Raw genomic sequence first — 20,845 nt, 5'->3', positions numbered from 1 at the left:
GCCCGCGGCGGACGTGCCGGCGGTCGGGTCCACGAACTGGGAGGGCGGCCACGCGGCGGGGGAGCACCTCCTCGGCCTCGGGCACACGCGCATCGGCGCGATCAGCGGCCCCCCGCACCGCCTCTACTCCCGCGCGCGGATGTCGGGCTTCCGCTCCGCGCTGGAGGCCGCCGGGCCCCACGTGACGCTCGACGAGCGCGAGGGCGACTTCGGCCGCTCGGCCGGCTACCGCGCCGGCGGCGAGCTGCTGGACGCGCCGGAGCGGCCCACCGCGATCTTCGCCGGCAACGACGAGCAGGCCCTCGGGCTCTACGAGGCGGCGCGCGAGCGGGGGATCCGCATCCCGGCCGACCTCTCGGTACTCGGCTACGACGACCTCCCGTTCGCCCGCATCGTCTCGCCCGCGCTGAGCACCGTGCGCCAGCCGGTGCGCGAGATGGCGGAGGCCGCCGCGCGCATGGTCCTGCGGATCCGCGAGGGCCGGAGTGACGAGCCGACGCGCCTCGACCTCGCGACAGCGCTCGTGGAGCGCGGCAGCACGGCGGTCCCGGCGGACGGGGTGTCGGCGCGCGAGTGAAAGGTTTCGGATCGTCCGCGCCCTGCTTGCCCCCGCCGTCCGCCGGTGCGTAGCGTTCGAGGGGCGCACGGCAGCCGACCGGTGGCGCTCGACGAAGGAGTCGCAGTGATGCAGATGCCCCGCACGTCCGTCAGTCCGCCCAGCGGCCAGCCCGAGCGGACGGTCCTCGCGTGACCGCGGCGCGGAAGGCGCTCATCGTCCGCGGCGGCTGGGACGGCCACACGCCCGTGGAGACGACCGGGCTGTTCATCCCGTTCCTCGAGGAGAACGGCTTCGACGTCCGCGTCGAGGAGGGATCGGCCGTCTACGCCGACGCCGACGCCATGGCCGAGACCGACCTCATCGTGCAGGCCAACACCATGACCACCATCGACGCCGGAGGAGATGGCGGGCCTCCGCGCCGCCGTCATCGCGGGCACCGGCATGGCCGGCTGGCACGGCGGCATCGCCGACTCCTACCGGAACACCGCCGACTACCTGCACATGATCGGCGGCCAGTTCGCCCACCATGCGGGCAAGGACCCGGCGGAGCGCACCGGCGAGCAGTCCGACAACTACATCCCGTACACGGTCGAGATGACGGAGCTCGGGCGCACGCACGAGATCACGCAGGGCATCGCCGACTTCGACCTCGTCACCGAGCAGTACCTGGGCGCTGAGCGACGAGTACAACGACGTGCTGGCCACCACCACGCAGACGGTCCGCCCGTGGGATCCGTGGCACCGGCCCGTGACGGCACCCGCCATCTGGACCCGCCAGTGGGGCGAGGGCCGCATCTTCGTCTCCGCCCCCGGCCACCGCATCGAGGTCGTCGAGGACCCGAACGTCCGCACCATCATCGAGAGGGGCCTCCTGTGGGCAGCACGCTGAAGCACGACGACGACGCCATGACCCTGGGGATCGTCGGCGTCGGGGGAAGATCAGCGAGCAGTACTTCGCCGCGTTCGAGTCCCTGCCGGGCGTCCGGCTCGTCGCGGTCGCCGACCTCGACCTCGACCGTGCTCGCGCCGTCGCCGAGGCGCAGGGCGTGGATGCGCTGAGCGTCGACGACCTCATCGCCGACCCGCGCATCGACACGGTGCTGAACCTCACCATCCCCGCCGCGCACGCCGAGGTCGACCTGCGGGCGCTCGAGGCCGGCAAGCACGTGTACGGCGAGAAGCCGCTGGCGCTGAGCCCCGCCGAGGCCGAGCCGATCCTGCGCCTCGCGGAGGAGCGGGGGCTCCGGGTCGGATCCGCTCCCGACACCGTGCTGGGCACCGGGATCCAGACGGCGCGTGCCGTGCTCGACGCGGGCACGATCGGTCGGCCCGTCGCGGCGAACGCCTTCTGGGGCGCGCCCGGCCACGAGCTCTGGCACCCCGCGCCGGCGTTCTACTACTCCAGCCGGGTGCCGGGCCGCTGTTCGACATGGGCCCGTACTACCTGACCGCGCTCGTGACGCTGCTCGGACCCGTCACGCGGGTGCAGGGCGCGTCGCTCCGGTCCGACCGCGCGTGCGGTCCGCCGCCTCCGATCCGGACTCCCGCGAGATCCCCGTGGACGGTCGACACGCACGTGAGCGCCGTGCTCACCCACGCCTCGGGCGCGGTGTCCACCGTGACGATGAGCTTCGACGTCTGGGCGACGCGCATCCCGAACATCGAGGTGTACGGCACCGCGGGCACCCTCTCGGTGCCCGATCCCAACCACTTCTCGGGGACCGTGCAGGTCGCGACGTCCGCGGATCGCGAGTGGACCGACGTCGAGCCGAGCGCCGGCTTCGTCATGCCGGCCGCGGATGCGGTCTGGCGGAGATGGCCGACGCCATCCGCCGCGGGGCACCGCACCGGGCGTCCGGCGAGCTCGCGTTCCACGTGCTGGAGGTGATGGACGTGATCCTCGACCCGTCGTCGACGGGAGATCGGAGCACCGTGGAGCGCCCCGAGGCGGTGCCGCTGGGCCAGCCGGGCCGCTCCGGCGACTGATCCGGCCGGCGTGCGGGCGGATGGTGGGCAGCCTTCCACAATCCCGTCCGCCCGCCGTTCCCGGCACCCGCCGCGCACTACCCTGACGCCGTGACCCGCCACTTCTCGCAGTTCCTCTTCGTGCCGTACGGCGACGGAGGGGCTGCGCGCCGTGGACGCGCGTCCGGCCGACGGGCAGCTGCTCGCCTCCGTGCGCCGCGACGAGGAGGGGCCGGGCGGTGCTGTCGACGCCGCGGACGCCACCGACGCGGCCGTGTGGCCGACGCTCACGGCGGTCGAGTGGCCGCTCACGTACTGCCCCTTCGACGACGACGGGCCGGAGGTCGCGGACGGGCGCTTCGCCCCCGCCGACGAGGACCCGGACGCGGAGGCCGAGGAGGAGGCCGCGGCGCACGCGGCCCGGGCCGCGCTCCTCGCCGAGGTCTACGGCTGGCCCCACCGCGCGGTCTGAGCGCTGCGGGGCGCGGCACGGGCGCGACGCCCGGGAGGGCGCGCAGCGGGCCCGGCAGCGGGCGCTGCCCTCGGAGCGGTGGCGGGTTCCTACGCGCCCGCCAGCACCGCCCACGAGTGCGCCGGCAGGCGTCCCGCGCCGTCGAGGCCGCCCGCCTCGACTCGATCGGTGGATCCGGTGACCTCGACGGGCTCGTCGCCGAGGTTCAGCACGAGGCGGAGCGCGTCCGGGGGCCGGGGTGCGACGCCGCCTGCCGCGCCGGAGCCCGAGGACCGCAGCGTGACCGTGAGGGCGGTGTTGGTGAGCCGGAGGTCGCGATCCCGGCGTCGACCAGCCAGGGGTGCCGGCGGCGGAGGCCGACGAGCTCCTGGTGCAGGCTCCGGATCCGCGCGGCGTCCGGGTCGTCGGGCAGCTCCTCCGGGGTGGCGGGGTAGGCGGGGCGCACGGCGTCGTCGCCGCCCGCGCGGTCCTCCTTCACGCCCGTGAGGCCGCGCTCGTCGCCCGCGTAGATCGACGGGATGCCGGGCAGCAGGAGCAGCAGGGCCACGGCGTGGCCGAGGTGCCGCGGATCCACGGCGGAGGCGATGCGGGTCACGTCGTGGTTGCCGACGAAGGTCTGCGGCGTGAACGACGGCAGCAGCTCGGCGTGCCGCGTGAGCGTCCAGTCGAGCTCGAAGAGGTTCCGCTCGGCGATCGAGTTCCGGATCGACTTCCACAGCTCGTAGGCGGTGATGGAGTCGACGGTCGATGCGCGGTAGCCGGCGTAGTCGCCGTGGATCATCTCGCCGACGAACCACGCGTCGGGGTGCCGCTCGCGGACGCGCGGGAGGACGGCGGCCCAGAACGCGGCGGGCACGGCGTACGCCGCGTCGAGCCGCCAGCCGGAGATCCCGCGGTCGAGCCAGTGCACCATCACGTCGGCGACGTGCGCGCGCACGGCCTCGGAGTCGTGGTCGAGCGTGACGAGCGCCCCGTGGCCCTCGAAGCGCACGGGCTCCCCGGCCTCGTCCCACCGGAACCAGGACGCCGCCTCGGGAGCCGGGACCGTCGGCGAGCGCCTGGACGAACCTGGGTGGCTGCGGCCCACGTGGTTGAAGACCCCGTCGAGGAGGACGCGCACGCCGCGCGCGGATGCGTCGGCGAGGAGGGCGTCGAGGTCGGCGTCGTCGCCGAGCCGCGGATCGAGCGCGAGGTGGTCGCGGGTGTCGTAGCCGTGCGTCTCCGAGTCGAAGACCGGGCCGAGCAGCAGGCCGTTGGCGCCGAGGTCGACGAGGTACTGGAGCCATGCGCGGATCCGGTCGAGGCGGTGCGCGGGCTCGGCCGCGGGGCCCGCGGGGAGCCGCCGTCGGGGCCGGCGAGGTCGTCGCGGTTGCGGGGTGCCCGTGGAGCCGAGCGGGTAGACGTGCCACCAGACGACGTGATCGGTCCAGGATGCCAAGGGTCGCTCCTCGCGGTTCGGGTCGATCCAGCCTAATCAGCGGGTCGCGGGCCGGCCGCCGGTCGGGCTCCGCGGGACATCGGGCGGCCGCCGGCGGGCCCTGCGCCGCCCGGATTCGCGAGGCGGCCCGCGAGCATGTAGTCTGTCTCCCGGCCTGATCGCCGCTCGCGGGGATCATCGCCGCACGACTGCGCCCGTAGCTCAACGGATAGAGCATCTGACTACGGATCAGAAGGTTGGGGTTCGAATCCCTCCGGGCGCACAGCACCTCCGGGTGCGCATCTCTGGTTTGAGACAGAATGGAACGGCCCGCCTCGTGCGGGCCGTTCTCGTCTCCCGGGCCGTCCTGTCCGCCGTGGCCGGACTCAGCGGACCGCCGTGAGCGGTGCCACCACCCCGTGCTCGTACGCCCAGATCGTCGCGTGCAGGCGATCGCGCACCCCGAGCTTGTCGAGCGTCCGGCTCACGTGCGTCTTCACCGTGGTGGGCGCGAGGAACAGGCGCCCGGCGATCTCCGCGTTCGAGAGCCGCGGGCCACCAGCACGAGGATCTCGCGCTCGCGTGCCGTCAGCCGTGCCAGGTCCGTGCCGGTGCCGATCGCTCCGCTGCCGCGCCCGTGGTCGACGAGCGCGCTCACGGGGTCGGCTCCGGGGTGGGCGTGGTCTCGGTGCTGGGCTCCCCGACCGGCGCGTCCTCCGGCGCCGTCGTCGCGTCGCCGCTCGGCGACGGGCTCGGCGTCGGGGTGCCGACGGCACCCCAGGGGCAGCGCCTTGGCGAACGGCGGACGCACGACCTCCGAGCCGACGGGCACGCTCCCGTCGGCGACGGCGATCATGTCCCGGTCGAGGGGGAACACGTTCCAGGCGCCGTCGGCGGGCGTCACGTACTCGCCCGTGGTCGGGTCCACGACCCGGCCGTCCTCCTGATGCCGCTGACCGTCGTCACGGGCTCCCCGTCCTGGTCGAACAGCTGCACGCGGTCGAGGAGGTCCCCCTCGGCGTCGTAGGCGAACAGGTTCGCGATCGCCTTGCCGTCCAGGGAGAGCCCCGGCTCCTGGTACGGCGGCGCAGTAGGCGCTCTCGTCGACGTATCCGTCGCTTGCCGAGTCGGTGAGCGCGACGGGGACGAGGACCACGAGCGAGAGGGCGGTGGCCACGCTGACGACCGTCCGCGAGGTCCGGATACCGGCTCGCCCAGCGGCCCCGGCCCCACTGCACGCTGACCAGCGTGAGCGCGGCGAGCAGCAGCCAGCCCAGCGGACCGCCGGGGAGCAGCGTGAAGGGTGGGAGGAGCCGAAGACGACGGCGAGCACGATGAGGGCGCACTGGTAGCCGGCCCAGGCCCGCAGCAGCCACCACACCGGGCGGAAGACGATCAGGAGGTCGAGGATCGCGGAGAGCTCGCGGTTCCCACGCACGGTGCGCAGCGTCTCGCGCCCGGTCTCGTCGAACCGCTGCCGGAGCAGCGACAGGCGAGGCGGCCGGCGTCGTCGCCGAGCGCTGGGGCAGCCCCGCGGAGGAGCGCAGCTCGTCGGCGTAGCGCACCGGGTCGCCGAGCTCGAGGGCGCCGTCGTGATCCGCGGCCTCCTCCTGCAGGTCGGCCGCGAGGCCGCCCGTGAGGTCGTCGACGTCCTCCGGGTCGAGGTCGGCCAGCCGGGCGCGCACGGCGGCGGCGAAGGCCCGGATGCGGGTGTCGAGGGCGGGATCTGCGGTGTTCACGGCTTCTCTCCGATCGTGCGGACGTGGACGGATGCGGAGCGGATCCGACGCCGGCGCCGCCGGCCCGTCCCGCGGATCGGGGTCGGCGGCGAGGCCGGGGTCGCCGAGGAGCCCGCTCATCGCCGTGGCGAAGGCGGCCCAGGTGGCGCGCTGCCCGGCGAGGAGCTCGCGGCCCTCGGGGTTGATCGCGTAGTACTTCCGGCGCGGGCCGCCCTCCGACGGCACCACGTAGCTCGACAGGGCGCCGGCCGCGTAGAGGCGGCGGAGCGTGCCGTACACCGAGGCGTCGCCCACGTCGCCGAGGCCGGCGTCGCGGAGGCGCCGGACGATGTCGTAGCCGTACCCGTCGTCGTGCTGCACGACGGCGAGCACCGCCGTGTCGAGCGCTCCCTTGAGGAGCTGCGTGGTGTCCATCAGCCGGTCTCTCTCATGCGTCGCACAGTATCACGCACTGCGCGGTACCTCGGAGTGCCGTGCATGCGGCGTGTCCGAGCAGGCGGGGCCGCTGGGCCCGGCTCCCGGGTCGTCGTCGGGCTCCCGGACCCTCGTGCCGCCACGGCTCGCCGGTGCTACCGTCGAGCATGCCCCTCGTGCTGGAGGCCCTCGGCCGCGTCCTCGCCCTCCTGGGCGACGTCGTGCTGGGCGGTGCGGGCGTGGCGCCGGCGGTGCTGCTCGCGGCCCTCGTGGGCGCGGCCTCCGCCGCCTCCGTGGCCGCCGCGGTCGCGCTCGTGCGCGTCGCCGCCGCCCGCGGGCTCCTCGGGCGCGGTGCGCCGCCGCGGCGACCCGACGAGGACGTCGACCTCCCGGTCCTCGTCTCCTCCAGCGACCCGGACGCCGACGGCCACGAGCGCTCCCGGGCCCGGGCCGCGCGATGCGGGTCGTCGTGCCCGCGCCGCTCCCGGCCGCCTGACCGCGGCCTGCACGGGTCCCCCGCCGTCACGGCACGGGACCGGGGCGCGCGCCGGCATGCGACGACCAGACGCACCCCCTCCGCTCTCGTCGCAAGGAATCCCGTGGACCCCACATTCGATCGCCCCCGTCCGAGCCGTCCTCGACGGCCTGTCCCAGCTCGTCGTCGGCCTCGCCGACCTGATCCACCCGCTCGCCGGCGCCTCGGCGACCGGCGTCGCCGTCGTCCTGCTGACCCTCGGCGTGCGGGCCCTGCTCGGCGCCCGTCGGCGTCGCCCAGGTGCGCGCCGAGATCCAGCGCCGCCGCCTGGCGCCCGCGCTCGCCGACCTCCGCCGCCGGCACGCCGGGAAGCCCGAGCGGCCGTCGCGCGCGACGCAGGAGCTCTACGCGCCGCGAGGGCGCGTCGCCGCTCGCCGGATGCCTCCCGACGCTCGCGCAGGCGCCCGTGCTCGCGGCCGTCTACGCCCTGTTCGCGCACGGACGGATCGGCGGCGAGGCCAACGCCCTGCTCGCGGCCCCGTTCGGCGGCGTGCCCCTCGGGACCAGCGCCCTGGCGTCCGCGGGGCTGGGGCTCGCGCCGGTGCTCGTCTGCGCCGCCGCGCTCGCCGTGCTGGCGGCGGTCGCGGAGGCGCGTCGGCCCGCCGACCTCCGCTTCCAGGGCCCGCCCGCGCTCCGTCGATCCGGCGGTGCCCGGCATGGCGGGGATGCTCCGCGTGCTGCCGTTCGTCACGGTGGCGTTCGCCGCCATCGCCCCGCTCGCGGCCGCCCTGTACCTCCTGGCGAGCGCCGCGTGGACGCTGGGGGAGCGCGCCGTGCTCCGCCGCGTCCTCGGCCGGGCGCCCGCACGGGGTGCGGGTGCCTGACCCGCGGGTGCCCGATCCGCCGGTGCCCGGGTCCGCGGGGCCGGGACCGCCGCGCCCGTTCTGCGAGGATCGGGGCACACCGAACCGGGAGCCGCCATGACCTCCACCCCCGCCGGCGCCGTCGCCCTGCCGCCCACGCGCGTCACCTACCCGGCGGGAGCCGTCGCCTCCGAGGGCACGGTCCTCCGCGTCGACGCCCGCGACGACGGGACCCTCGCGGTCGTCCTCGACGCGACCGCGTGCCACCCGGTCGACGCCGCCTGGCCCGACCAGCCCGCGGACCGCGCCTGGCGCTCGGGTGCGCGGCGCCGGCATCGAGGTGTTCGACTGCCTCGTGGGGGCGGCCGAGGCGGCTCCCGCGGGGGGCGAGGCCGCGCTGCACGTGGGCGCGGACGTCCCCGTCAAGAAGGGCGCGACGGCTGGTCGTTCGTCGCCGTCCACGTCGTCCCGGGCGACGCCGACGTGCGCGCGGGCGACGCGGCCGAGGTCGCCGTGGATCCCGAGCACCGCCGGGCGCTCAGCGCCGGCCACACGGGCTGCCACCTCGCCTCCCTCGCCCTCGACCGCGCGCTGGCCGCCGCCTGGACGAAGGACGTCCCGCGGACGACGGCGCCCCGGGCTTCGACGCGCTCGCCATCGGGACCTCGCGCATCGGCCCGTGGTCGTCGGTCGACGTCTACCGGCTGGGCAAGTCGCTCCGGAAGAAGGGCTTCGTGCCCGCCGCGCTCCTCGAGCGCCTCGACGAGGTGCGCGCCGAGGTCGACGCCACGCTCGCCGGGTGGGTGGCCTCGGGGGCGGCCGCGCGGATCGAGCGCGAGGGCGACCTGCTCACCTCGCGCCGCTCCTGGGTGTGCGAGCTGCCCGACGGCACGGCCCGGATCCCGTGCGGCGGGACCCACCTCGCCGGCCTCACCAGCTCGCGTCCGTGACGGTCGGGCTGGAGGTCGAGGAGGCGGACGGCGCCGTGGTGGTGCGGATGCGCACCACCTGCGTCCCCGCCTGACGCGCCCGGGTCGGGCAGTCGGTATCCCCGCACCTCGTGCGTCGGGTACCGTGGGACAGGCGCCGTCCGGCCGACCGGCATCCTCGGTCCGGCGACGGCGCGGCGATGGAAAGTGGTATCGAACGTGGCAGCAACCCCTCGCGACGAAGTGCTCGGTCTGCGGCAAGGCCGACCCCGTCGGCATGGCCACGGGCAACATCCTCGACCACTGTACCGGAACCACGAGCGCTGCCCGGGTTCCGGGAAGCCGCCGGCCGTGTCCTCGACGAAGCCCGCCTCGGCCGCCGCGAAGTCGGGCACGCTCGTCGCGGAAGCCCGCGAGCGAGGCCGCCAAGCGCGAGCCGTCCCGCAAGACCACCCCGGCCAAGGCCGCCGGACCCACCCGTGGCGTCACGGTGCGCCGGGTCGAGGTCGACACCGAGCGCCTGCGCCTGCGCGAGGAGAAGCTCGAGCGGATCCGCGTGCAGCGCGAGGAGGCGGCCCGTCGCCGTCTCGGCGATGACATCGTGCCGCTCGACGCCGACGGCCAGGAGGCCCCCGAGGCCGACATCACGCTGGAGACGATGGACGACGAGGCCCAGGCCACGGTCGAGCCCGGTGCGTCCACCGAGACCGAACTGAACCGCGGCCGACCGCGCCGATGCCGGCGCCGAGAGCGGCCGCGCCGACGCCTAGCGCGTAGCGTGGCGCTCATGACAGAGCAGTCCACGGGAGCAGCCCACCACCCACCTCGGACGCACGGGCGTGGAGGTCTCGCGCTCTGCCTCGGCACCATGATGTTCGGCGCATGGGGCGAGACCGACCACGAGAAGTCCATCCGCGCGATCCACCGCGCCCGACGCCGGGATCACCTTCCTCGACACGGCCGACATCTACGCCTACGGCGAGTCGGAGGAGATCGTCGGCAAGGCGATCGCGCAGTCCGGCCGCCGGGACGACATCGTCCTCGCCACCAAGTTCTTCAACGGCATGAAGCCGGGAGGCCAACCACCGCGGCGGGTCGCGCCGCTGGATCATGCGCGCCGTCGAGGACTCGCTGCGCCGCCTCGGCACCGACTACATCGACCTGTACCAGATGCACCGGCCGGACGAGCACACGGACATCGAGGAGACCCTCGGCGCCCTCACCGACCTGGTCTCCCAGGGCAAGGTGCGTTACATCGGCTCGTCCACGTTCCAACCCAGCCAGGTCGTCGAGGCCCAGTGGGCCGCCCGCGACCGGGGCACGGCGCGCTTCGTCACGGAGCAGCCGCCCACTCGCTCCTCACGCGCGGCATCGAGGCGGACCTCCTGCCCACGACCCAGCGGCACGGCATGGTGCACGCTCGTCGGCAGCCCGCTCGCCGGCGGATGGCTCTCCGGCAAGTACCGCAAGGGCCAGGAGATGCCGAAGACGCACCGCAACGACCGCGACCCGTCCCTGGCGACCACCCGTCCGACCCGAAGCTCGAGGCCGCCGACCGGCCCGGCGCCCTCGCGGACGAGCTCGGCGTGCCGCTCGTGCACCTGGCGCTGGCGTTCGCGCCGCGCCATCCGGCCGTCACCAGCGCGATCATCGGCCCGCGCACCATGGAGCAGCTCGAGTCCCAGCTCGACGCGGCGACCCTGGAGCTCGACGCCGCGACGCTCGACCGCATCGACGAGATCGTGCCGCCCGGTCAGAACGTGAACCCGGCCGACACGGGGTTCTCCAACTACTGGCTGGACCCAGTCCGCCGCCGCCGCTCAGCCGCGGCGGAGCGCCCGGGAGCCGACGAGCCGGTCCGGCGAGCGTCGGCTCTCCGGCGCACCGCGAGGCGGGGCCCGTAGGGTCTGTCGCATGAGCCGCCGCACCCGCGAGCCCGTCTACGGGACCGCCGTGATCCTGGGCCGCGCGCTCTTCGGGTCCCTCCGCCTCCGCCTGGTCGCCGACGGACGGGAGCGGATCCCCGAGACCGGCGGCGCCGTCATCGCGATGACGCACTTCGGGTACCTCGAGTTCGCGCTCGTCGAGTGGGCGACGCTGGCTGCATGGGCGCCGCCGCATCCGCTTCATGGCGAAGAAGGGCGCGTTCGACCAGCCCGGCGTCGGCTGGGTCCTCCGCCGCATGCGCCACATCAGCGTCGACATGACGGCGGGTGCCGAGGCCTACGCCGACGCCGTCGCGGCGCTCCGCGCCGGGGAAGCTCGCGGTGCTTCCCCAGGCGGGCGCGAGCGCGTCGTTCCGCGTGCGCGAGCTGAAGACGGGAGCGGCCCGGCTGGCCGCCGAGGCCGGCGTGCCCATCGTCCCCGTCGCCGTGCTGGGGCGGGCACCGGCTGCTGACCAAGGACCACCGCATCCGCCTGCGCGCCACCGCATCGCGCGTGCCTCGTGCGCATGCGGGCGGGCGAGCGGATCCCGGTGGCGCCGGACGCGGATCCCGCGCGTCGTCACCGACGCCCTGCGCGGCGAGCTCCAGGAGCTGGTCGACCGGCTGCAGGCCGACTACCCGGTCGACGGGCGCGGCGCGGAGGGTGGCAGCCGCGCCACCTCGGCGGCACGGCGCCGACGCCCGCAGAGGCCGCGGCAGCGGACGCCGAGCGCGACGAGCGACGCCGTCGACGGGCCGAGGAGCGCTGAGGTCGGCCGGTCGCGCAACACCGGTCGACGCGGCGGATCCGGACGGACCGACGGGGATGACGTACCGGCCCGGACCTTCGAGGCCCGGGCCGGACTGCGCACGTGAACGTCTGTTACCCGCAGACGAACCGGCTGGTTCGGGTACAGCTCACCCGAAGAGCCGTACCGGATGCCTCCACGGTAGCCCGGCATCCTGGCGTTCCTCCGGCTTGCGCGGGAATGTACCCCGTATTGGGGGGACCGGCCTCTGTCCGTCGTTTGGGGGACCCAGTACAGTGATGCGCCGTCGCGGGAGGCGGGTCAGGCCGGCTCGGAGAGCGGCGACCGCTCGAGGCCCGGCGCGGGCGGCGCCGTGGGGTCGGCGTCCACGCGGGCGATGCGGTTCCGGGCGTCGACGTGCACCACGTGCGGCTCGAGGGCGCGGGCCTCCTCGGTCGTCATCTGCCCGTAGGCCATGAGGATCACCACGTCCCCCACGCCCACGAGGTGGGCGGCGGCGCCGTTGATCCCGAGCACGCCGCTGCCGCGCTCGCCGGCGATCGTGTAGGTGTCGAGCCGGGCGCCGTTGGTCACGTCGACGATGCTCACGCGCTCGCCCACGAGGATGTCCGCGGCGTCGAGCAGGTCGCGGTCGACCGTCACCGAGCCGACGTAGTGCAGGTCGGCGTGCGTCACCGTGGCGCGGTGGATCTTCGCGGTCATCATGGTGCGCAGCATGCGTCCTCCTCTGCCGGGCGGCGTCCGTGCGCGCGTCGGCGGAGCACGGTGATCGCGGGGCGGTCACGATGGCAACGCGCGGCGGCGGGCGGATGTTCCGGCGGGCGCCGGATCCGGATCGCGCGTGGCCCTCGGCGAGTGTACGAGACCTGCGTGGGCAGCGCGGACGCGGGCGTCCGGGGGCGCGCTGCAGCGGCCGCGCGGGCACGGGAGGGCCGCCGGACGGGCTATGCGCGCCGCCGCCCGCGGGCCACGCTGGGGGAGGGGACCCCACCCGCACCGATCACCACGGAGGCACCAGTGGCAGGACGAGACACAGCCGGCACCATCGAGGACCGGCCCGACCAGGACGACGCGCGCAAGCCCGACTCCCCGACGGACATCGAGAAGCCGTCGTGGAAGTACGTCCTCCGCAAGACCATGCGCGAGTTCGGCTCCGACCAGTGCACCGACATCGCCGCGTCGCTGACCTACTACGCGGTCCTGTCGCTGTTCCCGGCGCTCATCGCGATCATCTCGCTGCTCGGCGTGTTCGGGCAGGGGCAGAGCACCGTGGACGCGGTCCTCGCCGTCCTCGAGGGCTTCGCGCCGCAGTCGGCCCTCGACCTGCTCACTCCCGTGCTCGCCGGCTTCGTCGACTCCCCCGCGGCGGGCTTCGCGCTCGTCTCCGGAGTGGTCCTGGCGATCTGGTCGGCGTCCGGCTACGTCGGCGCCTTCAGCCGCGCCATGAACCGCATCTACGAGATCTCCGAGGGTCGGCCGTTCTGGAAGCTCAAGCCCACGCAGCTCGCCGTCACGGTGATCGGCATCGTGATCCTGCTGGTGTGCGCGCTCATCATCGCGATCTCCGGACCCGTGACGGAGGCCATCGGGCAGGCGCTGGGCCTCGGCGAGACGGTGCAGCTCGTGTGGTCGATCGCCAAGTGGCCGGTGCTGGCGCTGCTGATCGTCCTGCTCCTCGGCATCCTCTACTACGCCACCCCGAACGCGAAGCAGCCGAGGTTCCGGTGGATGAGCATGGGCGCCGCCCTCGCGCTCCTCATCCTGGTCGTCGCCTCGGTCGCGTTCGCGTTCTACGTCACGAACTTCTCGGACTACGCCAAGAACTACGGCGCCCTCGCCGGCGTCGTCATCTTCCTGCTCTGGCTCTGGATCGCGAACCTCGCGCTGCTGTTCGGCGCCGAGTTCGACGCGGAGCTCGAGCGGGGCCGTCAGCTGCAGGCGGGCATCGCGGCCGAGGAGACGATCCAGCTGCCGCCGCGGGACACCGCCGTGAGCGACAAGAAGGCCGCCGCGGAGCGCGAGGACGTGAAGCGCGGCCGCGGGATCCGCGAGCGCCACGACCGCGACGAGCGCCTCGGCCGCGAGGACCGGGCGGACGACCGCTCCTGATCCGCCGCCGACACGTCACCCAGGGGCCGGTGCGCGATCCGCGCGCCGGCCCCTCGCGCGTCAGCGGTCCTTGACCTCGTCGTACGCCGCGAGCGCGCGACGCCGGGACTCCTTGAGGTCCACGATGGGCGACGGATAGGCCGCGAGGCCTCCGTCGGCCGCGGAGTCCGCGTCGTCCTCGGCGCTCGTGACCAGGTCGCCCTGGGCCTTCCACGGCTCGTGCACCACGTCGCGGGGCGCGTGCGCGAGCTCGGGCACGTACGACCGGATGTACTCGCCGGCCGGGTCGAACTTCTGCCCCTGCAGCACCGGGTTGAACACGCGGAAGCAGCGGCGCCGCGTCGGCCCCGGATCCCGCGACCCACTGCCAGCTGGCGGCGTTGTTGGCGGCGTCCGCGTCGACGAGCGTGTCCCAGAACCACTGCTCCCCGAGCCGCCAGTCGATCAGCAGGTTCTTGATGAGGAACGACGCGACGACCATGCGCACGCGGTTGTGCAGGTGGCCGTCCTTCCAGAGCGCGCGCATGCCGGCGTCGACGAGCGGCACGCCGGTCTGCCCGCGCTGCCAGGCGCCCAGCGTTCCGTCGGTCGGCTCCTCCCACGGGAAGCCGTCGAACCGCGGGCTGAAGTTCCGGGTGGCGAGGTCGGGCTGGTGGTACAGCAGGTGGTAGCTGAACTCCCGCCATCCGAGCTCGGACAGGAACTTCGTGGCGTTGGCCTCGTCGCCGCCGACCTTCCTGCCGCGCGTGCGCTGCACCCGGTGCCAGACTTGGAACGGGCTCACCTCGCCCCAGCGCAGGTACGCCGACAGCCGCGACGTGGTCATCGCGGCGGGCTCGTCGCGCTGGGCGGCGTAGTCCTCAGCTCGCGGTGCACGAAGTCCTCGAGGCGCTGCAGGCCCGCGGCCTCGCCCGGGTCGCAGGACTCGCGGAGCCCGCCGGCCCAGTCGGGTCGCGTCGGCAGCAGACCCCAGTCGTCGAGGTCGTCCGTGCCGGGGCGCCTCCGCGGCGCGTCGAGCCCCGTGGGCGCGGGGAGCGGCTTCCGCGGCTCCTCCCGCTCCTGCGCGGTCTTCCAGAACGGCGAGTACACGCGGAACGGCTCGCCCTGCTTGTTGGTGACGGTCCACGGCTCCACCAGGAGCGATCCCTGGAAGCTGCGGACGTCGAGGCCCTGGTCCCCCAGGTCCTTCTTGATGCCGGTGTCGACCGCGATCTCCGCCCCGCCGTAGCGCCGGTTCCAGAGCACGGCACCCGCCCCGGTCTCCTCGACGAGCTCCGCGAGCACGCGCGCGGCCGGTCCGCGGCGCAGCACGAGCGGCGAGCCCAGGTCCCGGAGCGACTCCCCGAGGCGCGACAGGCTCATGTGCAGCCACCAGCGGGCGGCGCCGCCGAGCGGGCGGATCCCGTCGCTCTCCTCGTCGAGCACGTACAGCACCACGACCGGCTCGCCCCGCTCGACCGCCGCGTGCAGCGCCGGGTTGTCGGCCACGCGCAGGTCGTCGCGCAGCCACACGATGCTCGGTCCGTGCGCCGCCGACGGGCCCTCCCGGTCGGTGGATCCGCGGTCGGGGGCGTCGTCGTCGCTCATGTCTCCGAGCCTAGGACGGTGTCCGTCCGGCGGCGGGTGTGCGGTCCTCGCGCGGACGCAGCCGGGCGGCCCGTAACATCGGTCGTGGCAGTGCGCGTCCGTCCGGGTCCGACCGCCGACCGCACCCGACGTCGAGAGGCCCATGGACCACCCGAGCGCTCCCCTGCCCCCGTCCGCGAACCGCGGAGCGGCCGGCCCCGACGCCGTCGCGGCGGTCGTCGTCGCGCGCGACTCCGGCACCACCATCGCGCGCGCCCTCGCGTCGCTCCTCGCCCAGACCCGTCCGCCGGAGCGCGTCGTCGTCGTGGTCGCCGGCAGCCACGACGACGCCTTCGCGGTCGCGCGCACGTTCAACGGCGTGCACGAGCACCCCGCCCCGGCGCGGGCCCGTCGACGACGACCGTCACCGTGATCGACCGCGGCCCCCGCGAGAGCCCCCTCCGGTCGGCGTACGACCTCGCCTTCCGCCTGGTGGGCGACCCGGGGCGCGTGCTGCTCGTGTCCCCGGACGCCGAGCTGGAGCCGCGTGTGCTCGAGCTCCTCGCGGAGGCGCTCGAACGCGATCCCGACGCCGTCGGCGTCTCCGCGCGGCTCGACCCCCGGCCGAGCGGATCCCGCGGGCCGCTCGCGGGCGCCCTCCGGCTCCTGCACCGCCACTGGGCGGTGGGCGCGGTGGAGACCGGCATCGACCTCGGCCTCACGGGGCCGGTCCCGCTGGCGCCCGCCACGCTGCTCCGCGTCCCGGCGCCCGACGCCGCATCGCCTGCGGCCTCCTCCCCGCTCCGCCGCGATCCTCACGGCGCTCCTGTCGGGCGAGGACCGGTCCGCGCCCGTGCCCGGAGCGCGGGCGCGCGTCGACACCGCTGTGCGGTGGGGCGCGATGCGCGAGCGCCGCGACCGGTGGAACCGCCACGTCGGCCGGCTCACGCACGCGGGTGCACCCGCCGGCGCTGCCGACCGGCGCCGTGCCCGCCTCGCCGCGCTGCGCATCGGCGTGGGGCCCGTCCTCCGCTTCGTGTCCTACGCGCTCATCGCGCTCTACCTCGGCGCGGCCGGCGTCCAGGGGGAGCTGCAGCCGGCCTGGTGGTGGGCCGTCCCCGTGCTGGTCCGGCTGCCGCTGCAGATCCGCACCCTGCGCCGCATCCGCGAGCGCACGCTGGCGGACGTGCTCTTCGGGACGACGCACCTGCCGCTGGAGGCGGGCGAGGCCGCCTACGGCGTCTCGCGGATCCGCGACGGTCTGCACCGCGCGGTCGCGGGCGGCCGCCGCGGGCCCGCCGCGGCCGACGCCGTGCCGCCGCTCTCCGCCGTCGACGCCACGGCCGTCGCGGTGCTGGCCGTGGTCGTCACGGGCGTCCTCGCGCTGGCCGCGTCCGGCGGCCCGCTGGCCGCGGGCCTCACGACCGCCGTCGGCTGGGCCGCGTGCCTGGTCACGGCCGCCGACCTGGTCCTGGCGCTGCTGCGCCTCCTGGTGGCCCGGGGCGGGCCCTTCGCACGGCCGGCGTCGGCCGATCGGGGGCCTAGGCCTCGGCCACGCTCCCGCGCAGCTTGTCGGTGAGCTCGCGCAGCGTGTCCAGCTCGTCGGAGGTCAGCGCTCCGCCCACGGTGGAGGCGATCGACTCCATGTGCACGCGGGCGACCTTGCGGAACGCGGCGTCCCCGGCGTCGGTGAGGCGCACGATCGTGGCCCGGCCGTCGCTCTCGTCACCGCACTTGACGACGAGGCCCCGGGCGACGAGCCGGTCGATGAGGCGGCTGACGCTCGGCTGCGTGAGGAGCACGTGCTGGTTCAGGTCGCGCAGGCGCAGGCGCCCCTCGGGCTGCCGCGAGATGTTGAACAGCACGTCGTACTCGTTGAAGGAGAGCTCGCGGCTGGGGAACTCGGCGGTGAGGCGGCGCATGACGCTGACCTGCGCGCGGAACAGCGACTCCCAGGCCCGTACGGCGTCCGCGGTCTCGCCCACCAGGTCTCCTCGTCCGGTGCGCACCGCGATGGCGATCGGGCGCACGCTCTCGTCCCGAAGTCTAGGGCGGCGCCGTGGGGAGGATCCGGCGCGGACGGCGCCGGACATCGACCGAGGGCCGACCCCAGAGGCATGGGGCCGGCCCTCTCCCTTGCACCAGGAGTGTCCTGCAATCACATTCCGTCTCCACCGCCACAGCAAACGGTGGGGACGAGAAGACTGTATAACGATCCCGTAACGCCCCGCTACCCGGAAACGCCGCGATGTGCTGGGAGTACGCCGACAGCTCCGGATGGGCGGCCTGTGCGGACCGCGCGGCCCTAGAAGAGGTCGGGGGACTGGGCGCTGGCGTGGTGCACGGAGACGTCGGCGTGGCGGTCGAATCGGTAGCCGGCGCCGCGCACGGTGCGCACGATCTCCTCGTAGCGGCCGAGCTTCGAGCGGAGGCGGCGCACGTGGACGTCGATGGTGCGCTCGTTCGGGACGTCGTCCTCGTCCGTGGCGGACCACAGGGAGCCGATGAGCTCGGAGCGCTCGATGGTGCGGCCCTCGCGGAGCACCAGGTACTGCAGCAGCTCGAACTCCTTGTACGTGAGCGGGGCCGTCTCGCCGTCGAGCACCACGCGCTTGCGCGACAGGTCGACGGTCACGCCGCCGTCCACGCGGTCCTCGTCCTCGGGCTGCTCGCGGTGCTGGGCGACGGCGGCGGGGTCCTGGAGCGCGAGGCGCACCACGTCGATGTCGCGACCGCCGGCGCCCTCGGGGGCGAGGGCCACCGCGGCGTGCGTCTCGGCGCCGGGCGCGAGCTCGGCCGCGAGCCGCTTGAGGGCGGCGACCACGGTGCCGAGGTCTGGTCCCCGCGGCGGCGGCCTTCAGCTCGTCGAGGCCGACGTAGATGGCGAAGCCGCGCGCCTCGGTGCCCTCGGGCACGGCGCGGAGCCGTGCGGGCCGGGCCGGTGCGGCGACGGGGGCGACGACGGGCGCCGGGGCCGGCGACGTGATCGAGGCGGGGTGGCTCCGGCGGACGGCCGGGGCGAGGGGGGCCGCCGCGCGGAGCACGGGCGCGGCGGGAGCGGATCGGAGGGAGGTGCGGGCGGTGTCGATGGTCGCGAGGGACATTGCGGGAGTCCTTGTGATGATGCGGGTGCGGCGCAGCTGGAGTGCGCGGGACCTCAGGGGAGTGCGAGACGCCTCAGGGGGCGGATGCGCCGGGCGACGGCGAGGAGGGTCGGCGACGGATGCGTCGCGGGACCGCTCGGGCGAAGGCAGCGGGTCAGGCCGGCATTCGACAGGACAGCGCGACACGGCCGGGCATCATCATGCCGGCGACTCCCGAGGCCTCGGAGGAGGTCAGGACGTGCGCGTTCAGAGTCATGGGGAGAGCATGCACGGATGTGTGCGTCCGTGTCAACAGGGAGGGCGGGAATCGTGCGGGACGCGCAGGATCCGTGCGTCGCCGGACAGGGTGCGCGGAGGCGCGGCCCGGGTCAGTGCGCGGCGGTGCCGTACAGGCGGTCGCCCGCGTCGCCGAGCCCCGGGATGATGTAGCCCACCTCGTCGAGCCGGTCGTCGAGCGCGCCGAGCACGATCGTGACCTCGCGGCCGGCGGTGGCCTCCTCGACGGCCTTCAGCCCCTCGGGCGCCGCGATGAGGCAGATGCACGTGACGTCGACCGCGCCGCGCTCGAAGAGGTACTCGATGGCCGCGATGAGCGACCCGCCCGTGGCGAGCATCGGGTCGACCACGAAGCACTGGCGGTTGGAGAGGTCGGTGGGGAGGCGCTCGGCGTAGATGTCGGGCTGGAGGGTCTCCTCGTTGCGCACCATGCCGAGGAAGCCGACCTCGGCGCTCGGCATGAGGCGCATCAGGCCGTCGAGCATGCCGAGCCCGGCGCGGAGGATGGGGACGACGAGCGGCTTGGGGTCGCTCAGCGTGAGGCCCTGCGCGGGCGCCACCGGGGTCTGCACGGTGATCGTCTCCACGCGGACGTCGCGCGTGGCCTCGTAGGCCAGCAGCGTGACCAGCTCGTCGGCGAGGCTGCGGAACACGGGGGAGGGGGTGGTGCGGTCCCGCAGCGCCGTCAGCTTGTGCGTGATGAGCGGGTGGTCGGCTACGTGGACTCGCATAGGCTCCATCTAATCAGCAAGGGGGACGGCGATTGGACCTCCACGTGCCCGGCGACTACGACCGCTGGATGGCCGTGGCGCTCGACGAGGCCCGGGCCTGCGAGGCCACCGGGGACGTGCCCGTCGGGGCGGTCGTCGTCGACGCGTCGGGCGTCGTGATCGGCCGCGGCCGCAACCTCCGGGAGGCCCGCCAGGACCCCACCGCGCATGCCGAGGTCGAGGCGCTGCGGGAGGCCGCGGCGACCACCGGCGACCGGCACCTGGTGGGCAGCACCCTCGTGGTCACGCTCGAGCCGTGCGTGATGTGCGCCGGCGCGATCCTCGCCGCGCGCGTGCCCCGCGTGGTCTTCGGCGCATGGGACGAGAAGGCCGGCGCCGCCGGCTCGCTCTACGACGTGCTGCGCGACCGGCGCCTGCCGCATCGTGCGGAGGTGTTCGCGGGCGTCCGGGCCGAGGAGTGCGCGCAGCTGCTCGACGCGTTCTTCGCCGACCGGCGCGCGGACCACGGCGCCTGACGCGCGGACCCCGAGAGTGGGCCCGGCGTCCCGGGGGCCGATCAGCGCGTGGCGACCCGCACGTCGGGCTCGAGGTAGATGACGCGCGCGACCGGCACGGCCTCGCGCACCCGGCGCTCGATCGCGTCGATCCCCGCCGCGACGTCGCCGAGCGAGCTCGTCGCCGGCATCGCGATCTTCGCCGCGACCAGGAGCTCGTCCGGCCCGAGGTACAGGGTCTTCATGTGGATGATCGACTCGGCCTCGTGGCCGGCCGTGATGGCGGCGCGGATCGCGGCCAGGTCGGGCTTCGAAGCGCCCTCGCCCACGAGCAGGCTGCTCATCTCCACGCCGAGCACCACCGCGACCGCGACGAGGAGGACGCCGATGAGCAGGGTCCCGATCCCGTCGTAGATGCCGTCTCCCGTGACGATGGAGGCGACGACGCCCAGGAGCGCGAAGACGAGGCCGGAGAGCGCCGCGGTGTCCTCCAGCAGGAGCACGGGCAGCTCCGGGCTCTTCGCCCGGCGCACGAACTGCACCCACGTCTGCTTCCCGCGCAGCGGGTTCGACTCCTTGATGGCGGTGCGGAGCGAGAAGGACTCCAGGGCGATGGCGATCAGGAGCACCACGATCGGGAGCCACGGCACGTCGAGCGGCTCGGGGTGCTCGATCTTGTGGATGCCCTCGTAGAGCGAGTACACGCCGCCCACGGAGAACAGGATGATCGACACGATGAACGCGTAGACGTAGCGGACGCGTCCGTAGCCGAACGGGGTGCTCCTCGTCGGCGACCCGCCGGGCGCGCTTGCCGCCGATGAGCAGCAGGATCTGGTTGCCCGAGTCCGCGAGCGAGTGCACGCCCTCCGCGAGCATCGACGAGGAGCCGGAGAAGAAGGCCGCGATGAACTTCGTGATCGCGATGCCGACGTTGGCGGCCAGGGCGGCGAAGATGGCCTTGCTGCCGTGCGATTCGCTCAAGGCGGGACCTCCTCGACCGGCGGGGACGGCTCGGGCCGCCCGGGCGCGCATGCCCC

Annotated in this window: 19 protein-coding genes, 1 tRNA gene and 10 pseudogenes; 16 read left to right on the top strand and 14 right to left on the bottom strand. The window is 74.8% G+C overall.

All coding sequences use genetic code 11. The annotated features are described in order from the left end of the window. The 4 genes and pseudogenes from ACZ411_RS15520 to ACZ411_RS15505 form a co-directional block, all read left to right on the top strand. Positions 1–577: substrate-binding domain-containing protein (locus tag ACZ411_RS15520; RefSeq protein WP_464171511.1), on the top strand; the 577-nt coding region annotated here is incomplete at its 5' end. A 170-nt stretch (positions 578–747) separates the two neighbouring features. Next, positions 748–1,448, top strand: a pseudogene (locus tag ACZ411_RS15515) (ThuA domain-containing protein). A 17-nt stretch (positions 1,449–1,465) separates the two neighbouring features. Then, positions 1,466–2,545, top strand: a pseudogene (locus tag ACZ411_RS15510) (Gfo/Idh/MocA family protein). A gap of 151 nt (positions 2,546–2,696) precedes the next feature. Continuing rightward, a complete protein-coding gene (locus ACZ411_RS15505; RefSeq protein WP_464171509.1) occupies positions 2,697–2,996 on the top strand; it encodes a hypothetical protein in 300 nt (99 codons plus the stop codon). 89 nt (positions 2,997–3,085) lie between these two features. Here ACZ411_RS15505 and ACZ411_RS15500 read toward each other — a convergent pair whose 3' ends face one another. Next, positions 3,086–3,208, bottom strand: coding sequence for a hypothetical protein (locus ACZ411_RS15500; RefSeq protein WP_464171507.1), 123 nt, complete (start codon positions 3,206–3,208; stop codon positions 3,086–3,088). Further along, positions 3,202–4,434 (bottom strand): alpha-amylase family protein, encoded by a 1,233-nt coding sequence (locus ACZ411_RS15495; RefSeq protein ID WP_464171505.1) that lies wholly within the window; start codon positions 4,432–4,434, stop codon positions 3,202–3,204. The genes ACZ411_RS15500 and ACZ411_RS15495 overlap by 7 nt, the downstream gene beginning before the upstream one ends. Before the next feature lie 190 nt (positions 4,435–4,624). Here ACZ411_RS15495 and ACZ411_RS15490 point away from each other — a divergent pair. Next, positions 4,625–4,696 (top strand) — tRNA-Arg (locus tag ACZ411_RS15490). Between the two features lie 103 nt (positions 4,697–4,799). On the opposite strand, the gene ACZ411_RS15485 is transcribed toward ACZ411_RS15490, so the two are convergent. From ACZ411_RS15485 to ACZ411_RS15470, 4 genes and pseudogenes are all read right to left on the bottom strand, one after another. Next, on the bottom strand, positions 4,800–4,913 hold the full coding sequence (locus ACZ411_RS15485; RefSeq protein WP_464171503.1) for a hypothetical protein: 114 nt from the start codon (positions 4,911–4,913) through the stop codon (positions 4,800–4,802). Beyond that, positions 4,910–5,341, bottom strand: coding sequence for a hypothetical protein (locus tag ACZ411_RS15480; RefSeq protein WP_464171501.1), 432 nt, complete (start codon positions 5,339–5,341; stop codon positions 4,910–4,912). The genes ACZ411_RS15485 and ACZ411_RS15480 overlap by 4 nt, the downstream gene beginning before the upstream one ends. A gap of 910 nt (positions 5,342–6,251) precedes the next feature. After that, positions 6,252–6,566, bottom strand: a pseudogene (locus ACZ411_RS15475) (PadR family transcriptional regulator); the annotation flags it as partial. 155 nt (positions 6,567–6,721) lie between these two features. Further along, entirely contained in the window at positions 6,722–6,997 is a 276-nt protein-coding gene (locus ACZ411_RS15470) for a hypothetical protein (protein ID WP_464171499.1), read from the bottom strand. A 751-nt stretch (positions 6,998–7,748) separates the two neighbouring features. Between ACZ411_RS15470 and ACZ411_RS15465 the strand changes: the two genes are divergently transcribed. From ACZ411_RS15465 to ACZ411_RS15435, 7 genes and pseudogenes are all read left to right on the top strand, one after another. Beyond that, entirely contained in the window at positions 7,749–7,925 is a 177-nt protein-coding gene (locus ACZ411_RS15465) for a hypothetical protein (RefSeq protein WP_464171497.1), read from the top strand. Positions 7,926–8,638: 713 nt separating this feature from the next. Then, positions 8,639–8,854, top strand: coding sequence for a hypothetical protein (locus ACZ411_RS15460; protein WP_464171495.1), 216 nt, complete (start codon positions 8,639–8,641; stop codon positions 8,852–8,854). 920 nt (positions 8,855–9,774) lie between these two features. Beyond that, positions 9,775–9,840: pseudogene (locus ACZ411_RS15455) on the top strand (hypothetical protein); the annotation flags it as partial. Between the two features lie 103 nt (positions 9,841–9,943). Then, positions 9,944–10,276 (top strand): annotated as a pseudogene (locus ACZ411_RS15450) (aldo/keto reductase); the annotation flags it as partial. Next, positions 10,243–10,737: an aldo/keto reductase gene (locus ACZ411_RS15445; protein WP_464171524.1), complete on the top strand. Its 495-nt coding sequence runs from the start codon at positions 10,243–10,245 to the stop codon at positions 10,735–10,737. The pseudogene ACZ411_RS15450 and the gene ACZ411_RS15445, both read left to right, overlap by 34 nt. A 224-nt stretch (positions 10,738–10,961) precedes the next feature. After that, positions 10,962–11,060 (top strand): annotated as a pseudogene (locus ACZ411_RS15440) (1-acyl-sn-glycerol-3-phosphate acyltransferase); the annotation flags it as partial. Positions 11,061–11,100: 40 nt separating this feature from the next. Then, on the top strand, positions 11,101–11,634 hold the full coding sequence (locus tag ACZ411_RS15435; RefSeq protein ID WP_464171528.1) for a hypothetical protein: 534 nt from the start codon (positions 11,101–11,103) through the stop codon (positions 11,632–11,634). 194 nt (positions 11,635–11,828) lie between these two features. Here the strand turns inward: ACZ411_RS15435 and panD are convergent, their stop codons facing one another. Continuing rightward, complete coding sequence (gene panD / locus ACZ411_RS15430; RefSeq protein ID WP_464171493.1) at positions 11,829–12,245, bottom strand: aspartate 1-decarboxylase; 417 nt, start codon at positions 12,243–12,245, stop codon at positions 11,829–11,831. Between the two features lie 300 nt (positions 12,246–12,545). Between panD and ACZ411_RS15425 the strand changes: the two genes are divergently transcribed. Then, positions 12,546–13,637 (top strand): YihY/virulence factor BrkB family protein, encoded by a 1,092-nt coding sequence (locus ACZ411_RS15425; protein WP_464171491.1) that lies wholly within the window; start codon positions 12,546–12,548, stop codon positions 13,635–13,637. 60 nt (positions 13,638–13,697) lie between these two features. On the opposite strand, the pseudogene ACZ411_RS15420 reads toward ACZ411_RS15425, so the two are convergent. The 3 genes and pseudogenes from ACZ411_RS15420 to ACZ411_RS15410 form a co-directional block, all read right to left on the bottom strand. Continuing rightward, a pseudogene (locus tag ACZ411_RS15420) lies at positions 13,698–13,970 on the bottom strand (FAD-binding domain-containing protein); the annotation flags it as partial. A gap of 73 nt (positions 13,971–14,043) precedes the next feature. Beyond that, positions 14,044–14,463 (bottom strand): annotated as a pseudogene (locus ACZ411_RS15415) (FAD-binding domain-containing protein); the annotation flags it as partial. Continuing rightward, positions 14,460–15,224: a deoxyribodipyrimidine photo-lyase gene (locus ACZ411_RS15410; RefSeq protein WP_464171489.1), complete on the bottom strand. Its 765-nt coding sequence runs from the start codon at positions 15,222–15,224 to the stop codon at positions 14,460–14,462. The pseudogene ACZ411_RS15415 and the gene ACZ411_RS15410, both read right to left, overlap by 4 nt. Positions 15,225–15,366: 142 nt before the next feature. Between ACZ411_RS15410 and ACZ411_RS15405 the strand changes: the two genes are divergently transcribed. Further along, positions 15,367–15,636, top strand: a complete 270-nt coding sequence (locus ACZ411_RS15405; RefSeq protein WP_464171487.1) for a hypothetical protein — start codon at positions 15,367–15,369, stop codon at positions 15,634–15,636. A gap of 420 nt (positions 15,637–16,056) precedes the next feature. Then, positions 16,057–16,782, top strand: coding sequence for a hypothetical protein (locus ACZ411_RS15400; protein WP_464171486.1), 726 nt, complete (start codon positions 16,057–16,059; stop codon positions 16,780–16,782). Here the strand turns inward: ACZ411_RS15400 and ACZ411_RS15395 are convergent. The 3 genes and pseudogenes from ACZ411_RS15395 to upp form a co-directional block, all read right to left on the bottom strand. Beyond that, positions 16,745–17,125, bottom strand: a complete 381-nt coding sequence (locus tag ACZ411_RS15395; RefSeq protein ID WP_464171522.1) for a MarR family winged helix-turn-helix transcriptional regulator — start codon at positions 17,123–17,125, stop codon at positions 16,745–16,747. The genes ACZ411_RS15400 and ACZ411_RS15395 overlap by 38 nt on opposite strands. A gap of 383 nt (positions 17,126–17,508) precedes the next feature. Continuing rightward, positions 17,509–18,307 (bottom strand): annotated as a pseudogene (locus ACZ411_RS15390) (winged helix-turn-helix domain-containing protein). A gap of 368 nt (positions 18,308–18,675) precedes the next feature. Continuing rightward, positions 18,676–19,314, bottom strand: coding sequence for a uracil phosphoribosyltransferase (gene upp, locus ACZ411_RS15385; protein WP_104289612.1), 639 nt, complete (start codon positions 19,312–19,314; stop codon positions 18,676–18,678). Positions 19,315–19,346: 32 nt separating this feature from the next. Here upp and tadA point away from each other — a divergent pair, with 32 nt between their 5' ends. Further along, positions 19,347–19,829 carry a tRNA adenosine(34) deaminase TadA gene (gene tadA, locus ACZ411_RS15380; RefSeq protein ID WP_464171483.1) on the top strand — a complete coding sequence of 161 codons (483 nt, stop codon included), beginning with the start codon at positions 19,347–19,349 and terminating at the stop codon, positions 19,827–19,829. 41 nt (positions 19,830–19,870) lie between these two features. Here tadA and ACZ411_RS15375 read toward each other — a convergent pair. After that, positions 19,871–20,789: pseudogene (locus ACZ411_RS15375) on the bottom strand (cation diffusion facilitator family transporter). Positions 20,790–20,845 lie beyond the last annotated feature (56 nt).

It is taken from the genome of Clavibacter sp. AC415, from assembly GCF_979252985.1.
Note: the sequence above shows the minus strand (reverse complement) of the source record. Positions and strands in the feature narration are given on the sequence as shown.